Source organism: Methanoculleus receptaculi (genome assembly GCF_033472595.1).
Classification (GTDB): domain Archaea; phylum Halobacteriota; class Methanomicrobia; order Methanomicrobiales; family Methanoculleaceae; genus Methanoculleus; species Methanoculleus receptaculi.
Genome location: NZ_CP137642.1, coordinates 340501 through 359176, shown reverse-complemented (window position 1 = coordinate 359176; position 18676 = coordinate 340501). Strand labels below are relative to the sequence as shown.

Annotated in this window: 18 protein-coding genes; 5 read left to right on the top strand and 13 right to left on the bottom strand. The window is 59.0% G+C overall.

Going from position 1 to position 18676, the window contains the following annotated elements:
* Nucleotides 1-385: 385 nt before the first annotated feature.
* Genes R6Y96_RS01910 through R6Y96_RS01900 form a run of 3 tightly spaced genes read right to left on the bottom strand, consistent with a single transcriptional unit; the run spans nt 386 to nt 3337 of the window.
* A complete protein-coding gene (locus tag R6Y96_RS01910) occupies nt 386-1546 on the bottom strand; it encodes an aminotransferase class I/II-fold pyridoxal phosphate-dependent enzyme (RefSeq protein ID WP_318621806.1) in 1161 nt (386 codons plus the stop codon).
* 10 nt (nt 1547-1556) lie between these two features.
* Nucleotides 1557-2048, bottom strand: a complete 492-nt coding sequence (locus tag R6Y96_RS01905) for an Lrp/AsnC family transcriptional regulator (RefSeq protein WP_318621804.1) — start codon at nt 2046-2048, stop codon at nt 1557-1559.
* A 5-nt stretch (nt 2049-2053) separates the two neighbouring features.
* On the bottom strand, nt 2054-3337 hold the full coding sequence (locus R6Y96_RS01900) for an ORC1-type DNA replication protein (RefSeq protein ID WP_318622456.1): 1284 nt from the start codon (nt 3335-3337) through the stop codon (nt 2054-2056).
* A gap of 584 nt (nt 3338-3921) precedes the next feature.
* On the opposite strand from R6Y96_RS01900, the gene R6Y96_RS01895 reads away from it, so the two are divergent.
* Complete coding sequence (locus tag R6Y96_RS01895; protein WP_318621803.1) at nt 3922-4422, top strand: MogA/MoaB family molybdenum cofactor biosynthesis protein; 501 nt, start codon at nt 3922-3924, stop codon at nt 4420-4422.
* Here R6Y96_RS01895 and cgi121 read toward each other — a convergent pair.
* From cgi121 to R6Y96_RS01855, 8 genes are all read right to left on the bottom strand, one after another.
* Nucleotides 4413-4931: a KEOPS complex subunit Cgi121 gene (gene cgi121 / locus R6Y96_RS01890; protein ID WP_318621801.1), complete on the bottom strand. Its 519-nt coding sequence runs from the start codon at nt 4929-4931 to the stop codon at nt 4413-4415. The genes R6Y96_RS01895 and cgi121 overlap by 10 nt on opposite strands.
* Before the next feature lie 6 nt (nt 4932-4937).
* Nucleotides 4938-7076, bottom strand: coding sequence for an ATP-dependent DNA helicase (locus R6Y96_RS01885; protein ID WP_318621799.1), 2139 nt, complete (start codon nt 7074-7076; stop codon nt 4938-4940).
* An 84-nt stretch (nt 7077-7160) separates the two neighbouring features.
* On the bottom strand, nt 7161-7703 hold the full coding sequence (locus R6Y96_RS01880; protein ID WP_318621798.1) for a KH domain-containing protein: 543 nt from the start codon (nt 7701-7703) through the stop codon (nt 7161-7163).
* A 23-nt stretch (nt 7704-7726) separates the two neighbouring features.
* The gene (locus R6Y96_RS01875; protein ID WP_318621796.1) at nt 7727-8497 is read right to left on the bottom strand and encodes a serine protein kinase RIO; all 771 of its coding nucleotides are present in this window, start codon (nt 8495-8497) and stop codon (nt 7727-7729) included.
* 7 nt (nt 8498-8504) lie between these two features.
* Nucleotides 8505-9452, bottom strand: coding sequence for a tyrosine--tRNA ligase (locus tag R6Y96_RS01870; RefSeq protein WP_318621795.1), 948 nt, complete (start codon nt 9450-9452; stop codon nt 8505-8507).
* Between the two features lie 137 nt (nt 9453-9589).
* Nucleotides 9590-10615, bottom strand: coding sequence for a type II glyceraldehyde-3-phosphate dehydrogenase (locus R6Y96_RS01865; protein WP_318621794.1), 1026 nt, complete (start codon nt 10613-10615; stop codon nt 9590-9592).
* Between the two features lie 486 nt (nt 10616-11101).
* Nucleotides 11102-11320: a hypothetical protein gene (locus R6Y96_RS01860; RefSeq protein WP_318621793.1), complete on the bottom strand. Its 219-nt coding sequence runs from the start codon at nt 11318-11320 to the stop codon at nt 11102-11104.
* A gap of 61 nt (nt 11321-11381) precedes the next feature.
* Nucleotides 11382-11663: a DUF5661 family protein gene (locus R6Y96_RS01855; protein WP_318621792.1), complete on the bottom strand. Its 282-nt coding sequence runs from the start codon at nt 11661-11663 to the stop codon at nt 11382-11384.
* A gap of 196 nt (nt 11664-11859) precedes the next feature.
* Here R6Y96_RS01855 and R6Y96_RS01850 point away from each other — a divergent pair, with 196 nt between their 5' ends.
* Nucleotides 11860-12786: an ROK family protein gene (locus R6Y96_RS01850; protein ID WP_318621791.1), complete on the top strand. Its 927-nt coding sequence runs from the start codon at nt 11860-11862 to the stop codon at nt 12784-12786.
* On the top strand, nt 12787-12960 hold the full coding sequence (locus R6Y96_RS01845) for a hypothetical protein (protein ID WP_318621790.1): 174 nt from the start codon (nt 12787-12789) through the stop codon (nt 12958-12960).
* Nucleotides 12961-12992: 32 nt separating this feature from the next.
* On the opposite strand, the gene R6Y96_RS01840 is transcribed toward R6Y96_RS01845, so the two are convergent.
* Both R6Y96_RS01840 and R6Y96_RS01835 read right to left on the bottom strand, forming a co-directional pair.
* Nucleotides 12993-14390: a hypothetical protein gene (locus R6Y96_RS01840; protein ID WP_318621789.1), complete on the bottom strand. Its 1398-nt coding sequence runs from the start codon at nt 14388-14390 to the stop codon at nt 12993-12995.
* Entirely contained in the window at nt 14383-15111 is a 729-nt protein-coding gene (locus tag R6Y96_RS01835) for an ABC transporter ATP-binding protein (protein ID WP_318621788.1), read from the bottom strand. The genes R6Y96_RS01840 and R6Y96_RS01835 overlap by 8 nt, the downstream gene beginning before the upstream one ends.
* A gap of 203 nt (nt 15112-15314) precedes the next feature.
* Between R6Y96_RS01835 and glgP the strand changes: the two genes are divergently transcribed.
* Together glgP and R6Y96_RS01825 are read left to right on the top strand one after the other, a co-directional pair.
* Nucleotides 15315-17516, top strand: coding sequence for an alpha-glucan family phosphorylase (gene glgP, locus R6Y96_RS01830; RefSeq protein WP_318621787.1), 2202 nt, complete (start codon nt 15315-15317; stop codon nt 17514-17516).
* A gap of 171 nt (nt 17517-17687) precedes the next feature.
* Nucleotides 17688-18650 carry a hypothetical protein gene (locus R6Y96_RS01825; protein ID WP_318621786.1) on the top strand — a complete coding sequence of 321 codons (963 nt, stop codon included), beginning with the start codon at nt 17688-17690 and terminating at the stop codon, nt 18648-18650.
* The last annotated feature ends 26 nt before the right edge of the window (nt 18651-18676 follow it).

The following is an 18676-nucleotide window of genomic DNA, read 5'->3' as shown; positions in this document are numbered from 1 at the left end:
ACAGATAAAAGATCGGAGTTCTACCCGCCGTCCTCCAACCTGAAGGCATACTTCGGGTAAGACAACAGCGCGAACCACACCCACCGTGATCCAGGAATAAATTCACATCTCCAGTGGAAACAAAGGGGTTCCGCAGGCGTCATTCCCACGTCGGACAGCATATTGTGAGTTGCAGATTCAGGGATCTCTCCTAAAAAAGTTTCGATTTTAACTTGCGGGGGGTGAAGGGGGCGGAGCGGGAAGTCCCGGCCGAGAGGAGCAGCGGGGATGAAAGCGGAGCCGCCCTTTGAGCCTGTGGAGCCAAGACCTCTACATCACATCTCTGTGGTGCAAGTGTCGGCCATGATAGCCGGGAAGCCCCCCCGCCCGAGAGGCGCGGGGTAGTTCACTTATGTGATTCAATGAAGGCCCCCATCCGGGAAAGGGCCTCCTTGAGGTCGTCGCGGGAGACCGCATAGGCGCACCGCACATGCCCGGCACCGGAGGCGCCGAGAACGCTTCCGGGGACGACCGCCACATGCTGCTCACGCAGAAGCGCCTCTGCAAACTCCGTATCGCTCATACCAGTGCTCTCCACCGAGGGGAAAGCATAGAATGCACCCTTAGGGAGGTGGCAGGGGAGACCGAGTTTGTTCAGCCCGTCAACAAAGAGGTTGCGCCTGAGACGATACTCCCGGACCATTGCGTCCTTCTCTTCATTCCCGATCCGGAGCGCCTCGTAGGCCGCGACCTGCCCCATGACAGGAGCACAGAGCGCGACGTACTGGTGGATCTTCAACGCCGCCGCTGTGATCTCCTGCGGGGCGCAGAGGTAGCCGATCCTCCACCCGGTCATGGCAAAAGCCTTTGAGAACCCATTTAGGGTGATCGTCCGGTCGCGGATCTCCGGGATCCTCGCAGGTGAGAAGTGGTCGCCTTCATAGGTTAACTCGGCGTAGACCTCGTCGCTGATCAGGAGCAGGTCATGGTCAACCAGGAGATCGGCGATGGCCCGCCAGTCCGATTCCCCCATCACCCCACCGGTCGGGTTGTTAGGGAAGTTTGCGATCAGGATCTTCGTCCGTGGCGTGATCTTCTCTGCAAGCGCATCGGCCGCCATCCGGAACTCATCCTCTGCCCGGCACGGAACAGGCACCGGCGTCCCGCCGGCAAGTGTGACACAGGGGATATAGGAGACGTAACAGGGTTCGGCGACAAGCACCTCGTCGCCGGGATCAACGACAGCCCGAATTGCAACATCGGCCGCCTCCGAGACGCCGCAGGTCACGATGATCTCTTCCTCCGGATCGTAGGTGGTACCGAATCTGGCATCAAGGTAATGGCTTATGGCACCCCTGAGCTGGGGCGTCCCCTTGTTCGAGGTATAGGCGGTCGACCCCTGCTCGATAGAGTATATGGCAGCCTCGCAGACACACCAGGGTGTCACAAAGTCCGGTTCGCCGACGCCAAGTGATATGACGTCCTCCATCGTCTGGGCTATATCAAAGAACTTCCGTATGCCCGACGGCGGTATGGCGCTGGCCCGTTCCGAGACAAAACTCCGCAACGGCCTCACCTCAGAAGGAGTATGGGAGGCGTTCGACCCCTTCGCGCTCGGCGAAGGTGGTGCCGTTCTCCTTGTAGGTCTTCATCGTGATGTGTGTCGCCGTCTCCCGGATCCGATCCATGGGGGCGATCTCCTCGGCCACGAACCTGGCGATCTCATGCATGCTCGATCCTGTTACCAGGAGCTGGAGGTCGTATACACCGGTCATCAGTCGAAGCGAACGGACCTGAGGGAACCGCGCGATCCGCTCGGCAATCCTGTCATAACCGAAGTCGCGCTCGGGTGAGACCTTCAGATCGATCACCGAGGTTACGTTGCCGTCGCCTGCCCGTTCCCAGTCGATGACCGCCCCATAACGACGTATGACACCTGTAGATTCCAGCCAGGTGATCCTGTCCTTTACATCCTGCTCGCTCATCTCAGCCAGCACCGCAAGTTCGGTTATCGGAGTGCGGCAGTTCTCCTCCAGCAGATGGAGGAGGATACGATCCTTCTCGTCCATGAGTTTCACCTTAACATTACTCTGAGTCGATTGATATCGAGTTGTTTGAGCCTCTCATCATCAAGCCGGGGGTCGCGCGTAACGACCTCCTCGATCTTGCTCGTTGCCGCATCAAACCACATCTCCTTCGTCCTGCCGTAACGCCCCCGCGAGACGACCCGGGTGTTTATCACGCCGAGCATATTGAGCTCGGATATGAGATCCGTGATCCGGCGGTGCGTCAGGACATCGAGATCGATGATCCGGGCGATCTCACGGTAGACCACGGTGACCTCCCCGCTCGTGAAGATCCGTTTCCCCATCCTCTCGAGGATCAGCATAGCGTAAAGGACCACCTTGCTCTGTGTGGGTAGGGTTGAGATGCACTCGACCATGCTATCGGTCTCGATCTTCTCCTGGGCCATCCGGACATGCTTCTCGGTCACGCGGTCTCCATTCTCGCGGTCCGCAAGCTCGCCTGAGACCCGGAGGAGGTCAAGCGCTCGCCGGGCATCACCGTGCTCCTGTGCAGCAAGCGCCGCGCAGAGAGGGATGACCGCACCGTCAAGCACCCCGTCGATGAAAGCCAAATCCGCCCTCTGCTGGAGGATGTCGCAGAGTTGAGGGGCGTTATATGGGGGAAAGACGATCTCCTCCTCAGAGAGGGAGGATAGGACACGCGGATCGAGAAAATCGGTGAAACGGAGGTCGTTTGAGATCCCGATGATGCTGACCTTTGCAAGTCGGAGGTCAGAGTTGATCCGGGTGAGGTTATAGAGGGTGTCATCCCCGCTCTTCTTGACAAGTTTGTCGATCTCGTCCAGGACGATTACCACGACCCCCCCACTGTTCTCCAGTTGCTTCTTGAGTTCGGCGTAGACCTGGTCGGTCGGCCAACCGGTCATAGGGATGAGATTCCTGGCGCTGTCGCTCGGGTGGGCATCAAGATCATCCAGGCTGTTTGCGATCTGGGCAAGAACGCGGTACTGGGTATCGATCACCTCACAGTTCAGGTGAACGACCCTGCACTTTGTCGCGGAGAGGGAACTGGCATTCTCGAGTTCTGCTCCCACATAGTGTACAGACGCCGTCTTCCCTGTTCCCGTCTTCCCGTAGATAAGAATGTTTGAAGGGGTCTCGTTTGTTAGTGCCGGCGCAAGTATTGAGGCCAGTTCATCGATCTGGGGCTTCCGGTGAGGAAGGATCTGGGGGCGATAATTATGCCTGAGAACTTCTCTATTCTTGAAAATCCGTTTATTGGCCAGGTATTTCTTGAATAATCCCATAGGGCTGGATTTATCGTCAGGCATCATTTCACCGGGAGGTTGGCAGGGATGAGAATTTTCGTGCTGAGAACTCTTAATACGATCGTCCTGTTAGAAGATAACCCCTTTGTTTCCAGTGGAAACCCAAACCCCGGGATCTCAGGCTGACTGTCCGCTTCTGGGAGCGAAACTTGATCTCGTGAACGAGCATTTAAAAGGAGGTTTTCCCCGGACCCCACCCTTTCATTTCCAGTGGAGAGCGATGACGATACAACCCGCTGTATCGTCTGTAGAACTGATGACAATATTCATCTGTAACTCTCTTATTGATAATATAAAAATGTATCTTTTTTGTTCACTTGTCTCACTCTTCAGATCGTTGAACTCTGTCCGGTGTCGGGCTACAGGATCTTGACCACCTAGCCACCATCACCACCTAGCCACCATCACCACCTAGCCACCACTCTCTCCAGGTTCCACTCGAAATAAAGGGGTAGGGGTTCACGGTGCCCCTGGCGGAGCTCTTTTTTACCAGGACTCTTTTTTTTTCGATAAGTATTCTCAACCATCAACCCAATAATCGATTAAAAGAAGAAGTCAAATCAATGCCCCGCGAAAAAGGTACTCACATGGACAAGAGTCACTATAAACCAATCACAGTGACCGCCGCGGTTATAACAGTCTCCTCGACCCGGAACTCCGAGACCGATACCAGCGGGAAGGTTCTCATCGACCTCCTTACCGGCGCAGGCATTGAGGTGACCCACTATGCCCTGATCCCGGACGACCGGGAAAGGATCCGCGCGGAGGTCAGCGGAGCGCTATCACGTGCAAACTGTGTTCTCGTTACCGGGGGTACCGGTCTCACGCCGGACGATGTCACGATAGAAGCCATCGCGCCGCTGCTAGAGAAGACGATCGACGGTTTTGGGGAACTTTTCAGACTGAAGAGTTACGAAGAGGTGGGGACGGCCGCTATACTCTCACGTGCGATCGCCGGGGTTATCGAGGGCCGCGCGGTCTTCTGCATCCCGGGGTCGACCGGAGCCGTGACCCTTGCCGCGCGGGAGATCATCATCCCGGAGATCAGGCATATCCTCAGCCACGCCTCGAGCAAACCTCAGCGGTAGACCTCAAGGAGGGCCACCCGTTCGAGCACCAGTTCGCGGAACCGCTCCTCGCCGACCACACCTATCTCCTCGGGGGTGATACCGAAAAGTTCCGCAAGACGCTCGCGTTTCGCGGGATCGATCCCCTCCTCCGGGTCCGTATCAACAAACTCCACGAGATCGGCAAGCCTCTCCCTGGCACCGGGTGCCGGGGGGCAGATGGCAACATAGGCGTGGTTCTCACCGGTGTGGACACCATATGACCCGGCCAGGTGGCACTGTCGTGTCCCCGCGGCGTAGAGGAGGGTTTCCATCTCAAACGAGTTTGATACCGCATCACCGCTCTCCCAGGCCCGCCAGGCGTGCAGGAGCGCCGCCTCCACATGCTCGCGCCCCGCCAGACGCCCAGCGTCAAAGAGGATGATGTTTGTTCCACAATCATCGGCGACCTTCCGAACGTTGTTTAAGAACTCTCTGGTATCCTCAACGGTGAAGACCGCGGTGTAGATCTCACATCGCACCCCTCTCATCATATCTCACCCAAACCTGGAGAGCGTCGACTGCGTTTCAGCCGGCTCCCCGATCTCCCCGCCGCCACCATCTAGTTGCTCGAAGATCCGGGCGGCGATCCCGCTCCCAAGGATGTTCCCAACCCTCTCGGGTCCCGCCGCACGGAGCGCCTCGATCGAGTCGATCCCGTTGTTGAAAAGCCGGCGGGCGCGGACCCTCCCGATCCCGCGGAGCCTGATGAGTGGGAGGACCTCCCTCCTGACACCGTGCTGGACACGGAGTTCCATCTCCTCGATGGGGTGCAGAAGGTGCGGGGCAAAGAGGCCCGCCAGGCGTTGGGCTGCATGGACCAGCCATGTCACGCTCTCCACCATCCCGTGGATGTCCCCCGGGCCGACGTTGTAGCGTTCGCAGATCGTATCCTCCCCCGTCTCGTTGACCCAGTCGGCGAGGAGGAGCGCGGTCTTGAGGCTCCGGTCGAACCCCTCGCCGCCGTCCCACGGGATCTCCAGCCAGAGTTCGTCCTGGTGGTCGGCCAGGAACCGGTCGAGGAGGTAGATATCTTTCTGCCTAACATAGAGCGTCGACATATCCGGTGTCGAGCAGAGTAGATGCAGGAGCCCGATCTCGGTGTACTCCTTCCGGCCGGTCATCGCTGTCACGATCAACTCGGCGCTCCTGGGGTCGATGTAGAGGCGGGAGACGAGAGAACCATACTCCGTGGCCTCGAGCCATCCTCCAACATCGGTGATCATCTCGGCTTCCAGCAGGAAGTCGAGCACCCGATCGACGACCCTCTTTAATGCGAGTGGGTTCTCGCCCTGGTTTGCATAGAACGTACCGTCCATGAAACCCAGAACCTCGTTACGTTCGCGGGCAAAACCCGTCGCGATGAGCGAGAGTACGTGAGTGCATAGGATAGCCTCATCGGCACAGCGACTCCGGACATCCTCCGGTGGTGCCTCGATGTAACAATCAAAGAGTTCGTCGACCATATCGTCGGACTTCGCGATCAGGATGGCCTCGCCGTAAGGGTCGAGGTGCGGCCGCCCGGCACGTCCGGCCATCTGCCGGTACTCCCGGACGGGGATGGGGACCATACCCTCGCCGGCGTTGAACCGGAGGTAGTCGCGGATGATAACCCTTCTTGCAGGGAGATTCAGCCCGGCGGCGAGGGTAGGGGTGGAGGCAATCACCTTGATCTGCCCCTCCCTGAACCCCTGCTCGACGATCTGGCGCTCTTCCCGTGGAAGCCCAGCGTGATGGAACGCCGCACCCATACCCACACAGGCGGCCAGCGTCCTCCCCATATCGGTTGTGGCGTTCGAGCGGATCCAGTCTGCGTATCCGGCAAGGATGGGGTTTGAAAGTTTAAGTCCCGATGCTGCGCGTTTTGCAAACGCCTCCGCGTTCTTGCGGGAACTGACAAAGACCAGACACTGCCCCCCCTCAGCAACCGTGTCGAGGACAAGGTCCAGGTCCTCGTGTTTGCTCCTGCGCTCGATCCGGCGGATGCTGTCGGTGAAGTGGATAGTGTCGAGAAGGAAGGCCCCCTCCCGGAGTTCGACCGGCCGCCAGTCGCTCTCTACGAGTTCGGCGTCCAGCCATCCGGCGAGATCCCCCGGGTTTCCGATGGTCGCCGAGAGGGCGATGATCTGCAGCCCCTCGTTTTTATGCCGGAGTTTTGTAATAACCATCTCAAGCGTCGCTCCCCGGGATGGGTCGTCGATCAGGTGAACCTCATCGATAACCAGGAGGCTGATCTCCGAGAGCCAGGGTGTTTGGTTACGCAGGAGTGAGTCGACCTTCTCGCTTGTTGCAACTATGATATCGTTTCGCCCCAGGTACTCGTCCCGCCGGTCGAAGTCCCCTGTGGCGATCCCGACACGGAGCCCTTTCCCCGAGAACTCTTCGAACTTCTCGCTTGCCAGAGCCCGGAGTGGAACTATGTAGAGGCATTTACCGCCATTTGCCACCTGGTGGTGCATCGCCATCTCGGCTACCAGGGTCTTTCCGCTCGCGGTGGGGATGGCGATGAGGAGGTTTTTGCCCGAGAAAAGCCCTGCCTCGACGCAGGCCGCCTGCGGCGGGTATAACTCTCTGATCCCGTGGTCGGTGTAACTGGCTGCAAGTTGCGCCGGGAGAGGGAGGTCGGCTATCTCCATATACACCCCTTCATTTCCACTGCAAACTGTATAACTCCCTGTATCGTTACAACCCCGGATGGAGAGGGGTTCGCCGCTCCAGTATCACGAGTAATATTCCAGCATCTCCTGCCTGGCTTCCTTCTTTTTCCGGTCGAGGAAAGCGTAGACATTCTCGTGAGGTACGCCCTGGATCAGCATTTCCACTGCTTTCCTCGCGGTCTCAACCTGTTCTGGAAGCCCGATGATCGCCACCGTCTTGCCGTGGACCGAGATCTCTGTCCCGGTCATATCCTCGATCTGGGTCCTGGAGGTGCCGGACCTCCCTATGATCCGGCCCCGCAGTCGTTCGAGGTGTTGGGTTGTCCCCGCCAGGTCGGTGAGATCGATGAGAACGAGGATCATGTCCTCCTCATCGAGGAGTCTGAATGCACGCTCAGGCGAGAAGCCCCGACCTATCGCAGAGACAACGCTCGTCGCTGTCATGACCGCGACCGGGTCATCCCCCTCGATCTTCACCAGACCTTCTTCGCTGTCGATCTGGAGGGCTATTCCTGTCCTATCCTCGATCTCGCGTTTCGTGGATCCCCCTTTCCCGATGAGCGCGCCGATCCTTGATGTTGAAACTTTTATCTCCTGTGTTACCATGGTATTGATCCGTCCTCCGGCCTTCAAGGCTGCTCTCTGCTGACTATTTCCGCAATTATCTCTTCTTCATCCCCCACATCACAGTAGCGGGAGAAGTAGCGATTCAGGTTTCTGATGTCCCTGACCAGAAACGCGTGCGCCTGCGAGTGATCCAGGGTTACCGCCTGCCCCATGTCGATCAGATATGGTTTCTCGTGGTAGAGGATATTGTATTCGGATAGGTCGGCGTGAACCAGACGGGCCTCCCTGTATAGTAGATCCACATAAGCGAGTATCTCGTTGTAGACCGCCCCGTAGTCCTCAACTTCGGCGTTCCGGAGTTGCGGGTATGGGATCTCGTCTTCACCCAGGAACTCCATCAGGAGTATGTTTCGGTCGAACGCCAGCGGTTCAGGGGTTGGAACCCCGGCCTCGTGTGCCCTGGCCAGGTTGCTGAACTCCTTCTTCGTCCAGGCGAAGATTATACCCTTGCGCGTCCCCCGGACGCTTGAGAACCGCCGGTCTCCTGCCAGGTAGTTGGTCATCGCCTTGAAGTTCCCGGTCTGGATCCGGTAGATCTTGATCGCTATCCCCTGCGCGCCACGTTCACCGTAGAAGACGTTTGCCTCTTTCCCGGTGCTGATAGGCCCGCCGATGCTTGAGATCAGTTTCCTGTGGACGAGTTTGTAGAGCGCGATAAGGGTGACCTCGTCGAAGACGTCGTCGCGTACCTTCAGGGAGTCTGCGTCTTTTATTTTGACTCCCATCTCCGCGATCTCGCGGTCGAATCGTTCATACTCTTCGTTGCGGCTCACGGCCGAATCACCTGCTGAAGACGTAATCGTGCACTGGGGCGAGGATCTCTATGAGATGGCTGGCGGTGGCCGTCTTAAGGTCCATTGGATGGATCTCCCCGGCGGCGTAGGCGCGTTCGAGGTCTTCGTAGGCGTCAAACTCCCGATCACCGCCGAACTTCGCGGGCCGGCGGATGGTGACCTTTCCGCTCCGCGGTAAGACGTGGTAGCGCAGGATCTCAAGCACCGGATTGTTCTCGATCTCTGGCGGGCAGAACGCTTTCTTAATCTTTCGCTGGATCTCCTCCTCAGAATCGGCGACCGATATCACGTTCCCGGCTGACGATGACATCTTCTTGCCATCAAGGCCGTTTATGATCGGTGTATGGATACATACTGGTGCCGGATACCCGATCGAGGGGAGGTGCTCCCGCGCGAGCATGTGGATCTTCCGCTGGTCGATCCCGCCCACAGCGGCATCCACCGCCAGCGTCGCTATATCGACCATCTGCATGATCGGGTATACCATCTGGGAGACCATCGGGTTCTCCATCTGCCGCCCGACCTCGTCCATACTTCTCTTTGCGCGGTTGAGGGTGACTCTCTGGGAGAGTTCGAGGACGGCAAGTTCGTAGTCCGATGTTAACTGCACCTCCGAGCCCAGGACGTATCTTGCGCCCGAAAGCCCGAGCCCCTCAAAACATCGGCGGTTGTACTCGGCTATCTCCCGGATCTTCTCCATCGTCCCCTTGCGGTTCAGGAACGCATGGAGGTCGGCGATAAGCACGGTCACCTCAAACCCCGCCTGCTGCAGGTCCATCAGTTTGTTCACCGTCACCATGTGGCCGAGGTGGATCTCCCCGCTCGGCTCGTAGCCGGTGTAGACCCGCCTAACAGGGCGGTCGAGGAGCGCCCGAAGTTCCTCCTCGGTTACGACCTCAACAGTATTACGGGTCGCCAGTTCGTATGGATCCATTAGGAAAACTTGGTCTGCCAGGGAGTTAATCCTTCTTCCCAATAGCCTCACTGGTTTGATGGGCTCTGCACATATTACCGGGAAAATATGGAGAGTTTATATCACAGAACCGTTACCGTTGATTTGATGGCCTCCGTTCAGCCTATGGGAACGAGACCGAGCGCTTCGTTGGTCATCCGGATGGATTCTTCCGGATCCTTCACCGTCCCGAGCATCGCACGGATGCAGTCGATGTTCTCGGGAACGACATCCGCCTCCTGGTGGATCGCCTGGAAGCAGTAGAACTCCTTCCCGTTCAGAACGGCAACCGACTCTTCAAAGACACCGTTCTCCCAGAGGTCGGTTCTTGGCCGGCCGAGGTCCTGGGTATACTCACGGAGCTGGGCGTTGCTTACGATCCCGGTCGCCTTGCGGATGAGCCCGATCCTGTTGTGCCTCTCAAAGACCTTCAGCACCTCTTCGCGCGTTGTCCCGGACTTGAGGTCCATCTGTACCACGTGCATGTGCATGAACGTCGTAGGGACGATCATCGCCAGTGTGACTATATCGATCTGCGGGAGGACGGTCCGGACATCGGGCCCGTGATGGCTCGGGATGGTCGCCGGGTTGAGGACAATGGCATCAACCGGTCCCCTTTTAATGTCGTCTGGGTCTGCGGCCCGCCTAACCATCACCGCCCGGACGCGCTCGACCCCGAAGGCCTGATCCAGGGCGTGGATGAGCCGGACGAGTCCGGTGGAGTTGCACGAGACGACCCGGGCGAACTGTTTTCCTTCGGCCTCACGGTAGTTTGCGTGGGCGTTGAAGGAGAAGCCGGCAACCTCGTGTTCCTCGCCGCCCTGAAAGATTGCTTTTTTACCGAGACGTTCATAGATCGGCCGGTTCTTCGCCCCGACCCCTCCGGGAGTGGCATCCACGACGATATCGGCGGCCCTGATCATGGCCTCGACATCGCCGACAACCTCAAGACCGGCCTTCTCGAATGCCGGCTTCCTGCTGAGGTCTGCGATGTAGAGTGGGTAGCCGCGCTCTTTTGCGATGTATGCCTCGGCAGATACACTGGTCTTGGATACCCCGATAACCTCCATGTCGGGCTGTGCGGCGACTGCATCGGCGACCCGTTTGCCGATGGTGCCGTAACCGTTGACAGCAACTTTGATCATGCAAGAGGGAATACAGAACAAGAATTAATAAAGGTTGCTGGTCCGCAAGGAAGGAAGACGGGGTGAACCCTCGAATCAATGATCCGGGCTATAGACCATTCACCATTTCCCGTCAGTCTGCCCGGTGACCACCGCCCCCACCGCCCGTCCGCTCAACAGAGGCCGCCTCACCATCGAGAGGTGGGCAGGCAGTGTGTGGCGATTGTTCAGCGGGAGCCAGCGGGACGGTCACCCTCCCAGACACTCGACCGCGGTGAATCACCGCGGGTCGCCAGTCTTGCTGGTGTATACATAATGGATGGCTGGAACCTTTATCCACCCGGTTCAACCAATGCACCTCTGCCATCCTGAAGATGTATTACACTGCCGTTTGAGAAAGTATGGGGGAATGTGGACAGAGGGTTCACCCCTCACTCTTTTACCCGTGACTCAAAAGGCATCCACCCCTCTTAAATCCGATCTTTTGCCGGATGGACCGCGGGTTATTTATCGCTCCTGTCTGACGAACGCGGCATAACCGTGGTAACCGCCCTCGGTGGCGGTTCTAAAGACGCGGACGTCGGCAGCACCCCGCATCTTCAGTTGTCTGGCGTATGCCCACGCGGCCTGCTGCGTCTCGTAGAGCCTGTCGGCGTAGTAGTCCTGCCCCTCGATTACCCGCCGCTGCCGTATCCTGATCCAATCAGTCCTCGAGCCCCGATCCATGGTTTAGTTCTTACAGGTGAAATGATGATAGATGTTGCGCATCCGGGGTATCTCCCAGGATCTATTGTTTTGGCTTTCTCTCAGCCCAGTAGGCCTCCGCCTCTTCCTCCATCTCCTCAAGTCTCTCATAGTAGTCCGGGAACTCGTTCAAGTGCGCAAGCGCGATCTTTGCTGTGGTGAGGAGATCGTCGTCAGTGACGTTTGTCACCGGGTCCCGAAGCCCATGCTCGAGTTCGACTACCATTCCCCGCCGGAACTCCTCGATATCGAACTCATCCCATGTGATGCCGAGCTTCTCACCCATTGTCTTTGCCTCATCCAGTGTTACGTCTCTTCGTGCCATTGGGTATCTCCATCTCGAATGGTCTCTTCGCAGGGTTAAGAGCCTGACGGAAAGGGTATCCATCCCACCCCCCGCCGCTGTTGGGCCGTCTCGAACGCCTCAAATCATATCCAGCGGCCCAGAAGTAAGGTTTATGCCGGTTGTTCGCATATTCCGAGAAGAGTAGCACACTCACCGAGAGGAGTTGAATGCCCCTGTGACGACCGTGATTGCCGTTGACCTCGGCGGAACCAACCTGCGCGCTGCCCTGGTGGATTCCGATGCGAATATTCTCGCCCACGAAATAGTTCCGACGCCGACCACGGGGCCTTCCGGAGAGGTGATCACCGCCGCGATCGTCGCCCGGGTTGAGACTCTCCTCACGTTGCCGGAGGGGAAGGATGCTCTGGCCATAGGTGTTGCATCGGCGGGCCCGCTGGACCTGGGTCGCGGGTGTGTCATCAACTCGCCGAACATCGCCTTCCCTCTCGTCGAGATCGTCGAGCCGCTCCGGGAGCGGTTCGGGCTGCCTGTCTTCCTCATCAACGACGCCCGGGCCGGCGTCCTCGGCGAGCGGTGGGCTGGCGCCGCCCGCGGATCCGATAACGTCGTCTACGTCACCCTCTCTACCGGCATAGGTGGCGGTGCTGTGGTGAACGGCTCTCTCCTCCTCGGGAAGGACGGGAACGCCGGGGAGATCGGGCATATACCCGTTGATACCCGCTACAGCCTCGTCTGCGGGTGCGGGTTTGCCGGCCACTGGGAGGCCTACGCCTCCGCAAAGAACATCCCCGGGTTCTTTGCGGCCTGGCGGGAGGCGGCGGATCTCCGGCGGGTGGGTTTCGACGCCTCATCCACGCGGGCGATCTTCGAGGCGGCCAAGGAGGAGGACGTGGTTGCCCTTGCCTTTATGGAGGCTCTCGGAGAGGTGAACGCCCGTGGGGTCTCTGCAGTCATTGTAGCCTATAACCCTGAGATAATCGTGTTTGACGGCCCACTCGCGCGCTATCACGGCGATATCGTGATCAGGTACATGGAGCCGTTCATCGACCGCTACCTGACCCTTCCCCGGCTGGCAGTCTCCTCACTCGATGGTAAAGCACCGCTCTTTGGTGCGGCGGTATACGCGCTTGAGGCGCTTTGAGTGTCCGGGTTAGACGAACGATCGAGAATCTACCCGAATCTATACATCGGGTCGCAGGAGGACTACGAGGTCGTCGTGGAGGCTCACGAGACCTGGTGCGCGGTTGCATGCCTGGCGGTCACCCATTCCTCGCTCGACACGGTGCCGCCCTCACGGAGGATCACCCGCTCCTGAGATCGGCCGCGTCCACCGTGCCCGGCTAAAAATTATCCGGTTGCCGGCATATCCCAGGTCTGCCACTTCTTCCGCGCTCTGGATAGGAGGAGCGCCGCCGGCGCGACGAGAAAAAGACTTAAGAACGCGTATCCCGGGTCGACGATCGACGCGAAGATGAGGAGCAGGAGCGCCGGGCTTATAGCGAGTATGTATCGAAGGAAGACCCGGGCGTGATAGAGCATCACGTTCGGGTGGAGCCCACATAGGCAGACCGTCACCGCCAGGGTGTATGCCGAGACCGAGACGAAGGCGGCAAGGGCCGGGAAGAACGCCACCGTCCACCCCGTTGTCGCCGCGGCGATCACGAGCACCGCGAGCGGGAGCAGGTTTGCAAGGGCGTAGGCCTTCAGTTTCGCGTCGATCACCTCGCTGACTTCCACCGGCAGGAATGCGTAGGACGTGAAAGAGTCGAACTCGGTCAGCCAGTTGTAGATCGTGGCCGATAACACACCGAGCAGAACGGCAAAGACCACCAGCGGATCGATCCCCGGGATGAACCGAATCATGACCTGGAGGCAGACCCAGACCAGAGCGAGCGGGAGGAGAAACGAGAAGATCACCTTCCCGACGCCCCCCTCGCTCCTGACGAGGTCGAGGACGTCCTTTGCGATGAAGTGCGCGTTTCCGAGGCCTTTCAGGTCTTCGGCCAGGGGTTCGAGCCGGTTTCTGAAACGTTTTGTCCGGTCAGGGTATTCCACAGTGACAAACAGCACCGATACGGCTGCCGGAGCCAGGATGAGGACCAGAGAGAGGATAAGCGGTTCCGCTGCCGGGTCGAGGAAGAAGGCGTACGGCGGGAGGAGGGGCATCCCGAGCCGCGAGGCCGCCACCCCGGCGACGCCGAGCACCGCCATCGTTCCGGCCAGGAGCGCAGCAGAGCGCGCGTAGAGCGTCGAGAGGAAACAGACAATAGCAAGACCGAGGAGGAAGGCGAGCGTGAGCGATATAAATGCCAGGAGAGGGTAGCCCGGGTCGAGCGAGATGAACGGTGCCGCTGCGGCAAACCCGATCGAGAACGGAAGGACGTAGAGCAGGATGTAGTATAACGTGTCTTTTGCCAGGAACGCGGCGAATATCCGTCTCTCCGAGACCGGCAGGCTCCGTGATGCGTAGGCTACCAGACTGGCCTGCCCGAACCTGCGGTTCATGACCTCCCGGCCCATGAGGCCAAACGAACCCACCATCACGCCCATGAGCAGGAAGATGATGTGCGCAAGCAGCGCGACGACGTCATAGGGGAGAACGTCTGCAAAGATGGGGAGGGTGAGCGACCCCAGGAATGCAAAGACCGCGATCACCACCGGAAATAGCGCGAATCCCAGGTTTCCGAAGATCGTCGAGTGGATCCGCCACTCTTCCTTCATCATCGCGACGAAGAGTTCAGGCACCGGCACCACCCCGAACCAGTTCGAGGAAGAAGTCCTCCAGGCTCCTGCCGCCAGACGCGGTGATCTCGTCAAGACGACCGGTGTGGAGGAGCCTGCCGTTGTGGATGATCCCGACCCGGTCGCAGATCTCTTCGGCGATCTCGAGGATATGGGTGGAGAAGAAGATTGTCCCACCCTCCCGGACGTAACGGCGCAGGAAGTCCTTTACCGTCCTCTGCATGATGGGGTCAAGGTTGATCAGAGGTTCGTCGATGAGAGCAAGCGGAGGTTCGTGCAGGAAGGCCTGCGCAAACATCAGTTTCTGCCGGGTTCCCCGCGAGAGGTCCTTGCACAGTACGTCCCGCTTATCCCTGAACTCCAGCAGGTCAAACCAGCGATCACACCGCTCCTCGATCGAATCCAGGTTGCGGATGCGGGCCACGAAATGGAGGTACTCTTCTGCGGTGAGGAAGCTTGGCGGTGTCTCCTGCTCGGGGATGATCCCGACCAGTCTCCTGACTTCTACAGGATCTTTTGTCACATCTACCCCCATCACCCTGGCCGAACCGGATGTCGGCCGCACCTGCCCGGTGAGCATCCTGATCATCGTTGTCTTTCCCGAGCCGTTCGGCCCGAGAAGCCCGAAGAGTTCTCCCTCCACAACGGAGAGCGAGACGCTGTTCACAGCGACGACGTTGCCGTAATCCCTGGAGAGGTTCTCTGCCTCGATCATATGCCGCATGCCCAATTCTCCACCACCTGTTCTTTCAGTGAAAAGAATGTCGGCTGGAGATATCTATAATAACTTCCAGTAACCCTCTGGTGGGGCTACCCCCCCTGGCCGGGCGCGTCATGAGCCAGACGGCTCTTACAGCATCTTTATCCGTGCGCGCCGGCCCCACCGACAGAAGACCTTATGTGGTGCAACACTCAATGCCTCACGAGATGAAGACGGAGATACCCTATGACCGGTTCGCCCATGTCCCGGAGCGGATCTTCGGTCTTGTCGACCTCGCCTACAACCTATGGTGGAGCTGGCACTCCTCGGCCAGCGTGCTATTCAAGATGCTGAACCGGGCGGAATGGAAGATGAGCCGTCACAACCCTGTCAGGATGCTCCTGGATACCCCGCCGAGTTTCCTTGAGCGGGCGGCGGCGACACCTGAATTCCTCCGCCGCTACGATATCATAATGAACCGGTTTCAGGAGTACATGGTGCCGGGAACGAGCTGGTTTACACAGCACTACCCTGTGCGGGAGCCCCTCACGATCGCCTACTTCTCAAGCGAGTTCGGGCTGCATCAGTCGCTCCCGTTCTATGCAGGGGGGCTCGGGATCCTGGCGGGCGACCACATAAAGGCGTCGAGTGACCTCGGTGTCCCGACGGTATCTGCAGGGTTTATGTATGCCGAGGGGTATCTCCATCAGCACATCGAGGCGGACGGCTGGCAGAGGAACGTCGCCGAGATCCTGGACCGTGATGCCGCCCCCGTTCTCCGGGTGCTGGACGATGATGGCAAACAGGTTGTGGTGCGGGTTCCACAGGTTGATCCGCCGATCTACGTTGCCGTCTGGAAAGTGCAGGTGGGGCGTGTCCCCCTCTACCTCCTTGACACCCATATCGATGAGAACCTGCCTGAGAACCGGAGCATCTCTCACCGCCTCTACTTAACGGAGATCGAGTACCGTCTCCGGCAGGAACTTGTGTTGGGCATCGGTGGACGGAAGGTTCTTCACATGCTTGGCGCTGAGTACTCGGCGATGCACTTAAACGAGGGGCACTCCGCATTTGCCCTCCTCGAGCGGCTCCGGGAGCGGATCGAGGAGGGGATGTCTTTCGAGGAGGCACGTGAGCAGGTCCGGAACACCTCCCTCTTCACGACCCATACCCCTGTCGCCGCCGCCCACGACGTCTTTCCAGAAGACCTGATGGCGAAGTATTTCCACGGGTATTCTGAGTCGCTTGGACTGTCCTGGAACGATTTCATGGCGCTCGGCAAGGACCCGCTAAGCTCCGGCGCAGGTTTCAACATGACCGCGTTTGCTCTCCGGATGAGCCGATTCCACAACGCCGTCTCACGGCGTCACGGCCAGGTTGCAAGGGAGATGTGGCAGCCACTCTGGCCCGATCTGCCGGTAGATGAAGTGCCGATCGACTATATCACGAACGGCGTTCACCTCCTGACCTGGCTGAACCACCGGATCGAGTCTATCTTTGACCGTTACGTGGATCCCGTCTACCCGGACTGGCGGGAGAATTATGACAACCCGATCATCTGGGAGGTGGTGGACGAGATCCCCGATGAAGACCTCTGGCGTGAGCACCAGTGGCTGAAGATGAAACTCTTTGCCCGTATAAGAGAGCGAAAACGTCTCAAGTGGGCGGGACACCGGGACGAACCTGAGAACCTCGCGGCGGAGGGGCTCATGCTCGACACCGCTGCGTTAACGATCGGGTTTGCCCGCCGGTTTGCTGAGTACAAGCGCGCCGATCTGATCTTTGATGACCCTGACCGGCTTGAGCGGATCGTGAACAACCGCTGGAGACCGGTGCAGTTCATCTTTGCCGGGAAGGCCCACCCCGCCGACGAACAGGGCAAACGGATCCTCCAGAAGATCTACCAGTATTCCCAGGATCCACGGTTTGGCGGCAGGATAGCGTTCGTCGAGGATTACGACGAGCAGGTTGCACGTTACCTGGTTCAGGGTGTAGACGTCTGGTTGAACACACCCATCCCCCCTATGGAGGCGTGCGGCACGAGCGGTATGAAGGCGGGGATGAACGGCGTGCTGAACCTCTCGGTTCTGGATGGCTGGTGGGTTGAGGGCTACAACGGCTGGAACGGCTGGGCTTTTGAGAGTCGGGGGAATAACCATGAGGACGCAGCGACGATCTATGACCTGATCGAGAACGAGATCGCCCCGCTCTACTACTCGCGGATGATGGACGACGTCCCGCACAGGTGGGTCCAGATGATGAAAGAGTCTATGAAGAGCATCGCCCCGCATTACTGCGCCCTCCGGATGCTCAAGGAGTACGTCACCAACTACTACCCCACCGTCTGCAGGTTTGCGGTCGGGTCGCGGGAGCAGATGGCAGGGCTTGAAGGGGTATGTCCGCCGGGTCCGGCACCTGAAAAGAAGTGATCTGGAGTCGGCGGCGCACCAACGCCGGGGGGTAGCGTCTCCGCCACCGGATCTACCACAGCATCGAACCTTTCTGAACGGCCAGTTCTCCAGACCCGCCGGGGTTAACGTTTTCTACACCCCGGTGATAAACAATCACTACCGGAAGACCACCTCTCCGGGGTCTGGGATATGGAGTGGAAGGATGTCGTCCCGGTTCTTGCGGGTGCGATCATAATCCTGGTCGTCGCGTTTGTAGTGAAACCCGCGCTACTCGGCGAGCCGATCACCTCCGGCTCAGAACCGGTGGTGGTTCGAAACCCGCCGGTCTATGCTTCTCCTGAACCGGTGGCGACACCGACACCGTATCCGGATGACGGTCCGGCTTACACACGGAGTTTCCGGTGGACGGCGATCGATGGTGGGGTCCATACGACGGTGGTCAGGATTCCGGAGGCGCTGTTCCAGGAACAGCGGGAGACGCCGCGGCTAAGCGACTATCACATCTGGGGGCGGTATGCCCTGGCCGACGCTGACAGACCAATCCTGGAGGACCTTGCCTGGCGTATCGCGCCACCGAGCGGAAATCCGGAGGAAGACTACCTACGGCTGATGAACCTTGTCTTCTTTGTCCAGCAGATCCCCTATGACACGGACGACAGCGCGGCTTCCTACATCGAGGGCACCCTTCCGCCGCATGCCATGTACATAGAGGGCGGTGTTGAGTATCCCAAATATCCCGCCGAGATGCTTGTTGATGGGAGAGGGGACTGCGAGGACGCGGCCATACTGATGGGAGGGCTCCTCGACGCCCTGGGCTACGATACTGTGCTGCTGAGATACTCCGACCATATGGCCCTCGGTATCCGGATGAACGAGTTCAACCCCTACTACGCGGCTTACTCACCGAGGTACTTTGAGTATGAGGGGAAACACTACTACTACGTTGAGGGGACGGATTTTGAGTGGGAGAACGTCTCGGAATACACCACAGCGATCATAGGGAGACCCTATCCGATCGGGAATACCCGTGATATCCCTATCCCGAGCGTGAGGTCGGAGACCCCAGAGATCATCCCGCTCCGCTATCTCCCCCTGCCGGAGGAGTACCGCATCCGCCAGGCCCGGCTACCGGCGGTATCCGGGGGAGCGTGAGGCAGAATGGATCTGGCTATACCTGC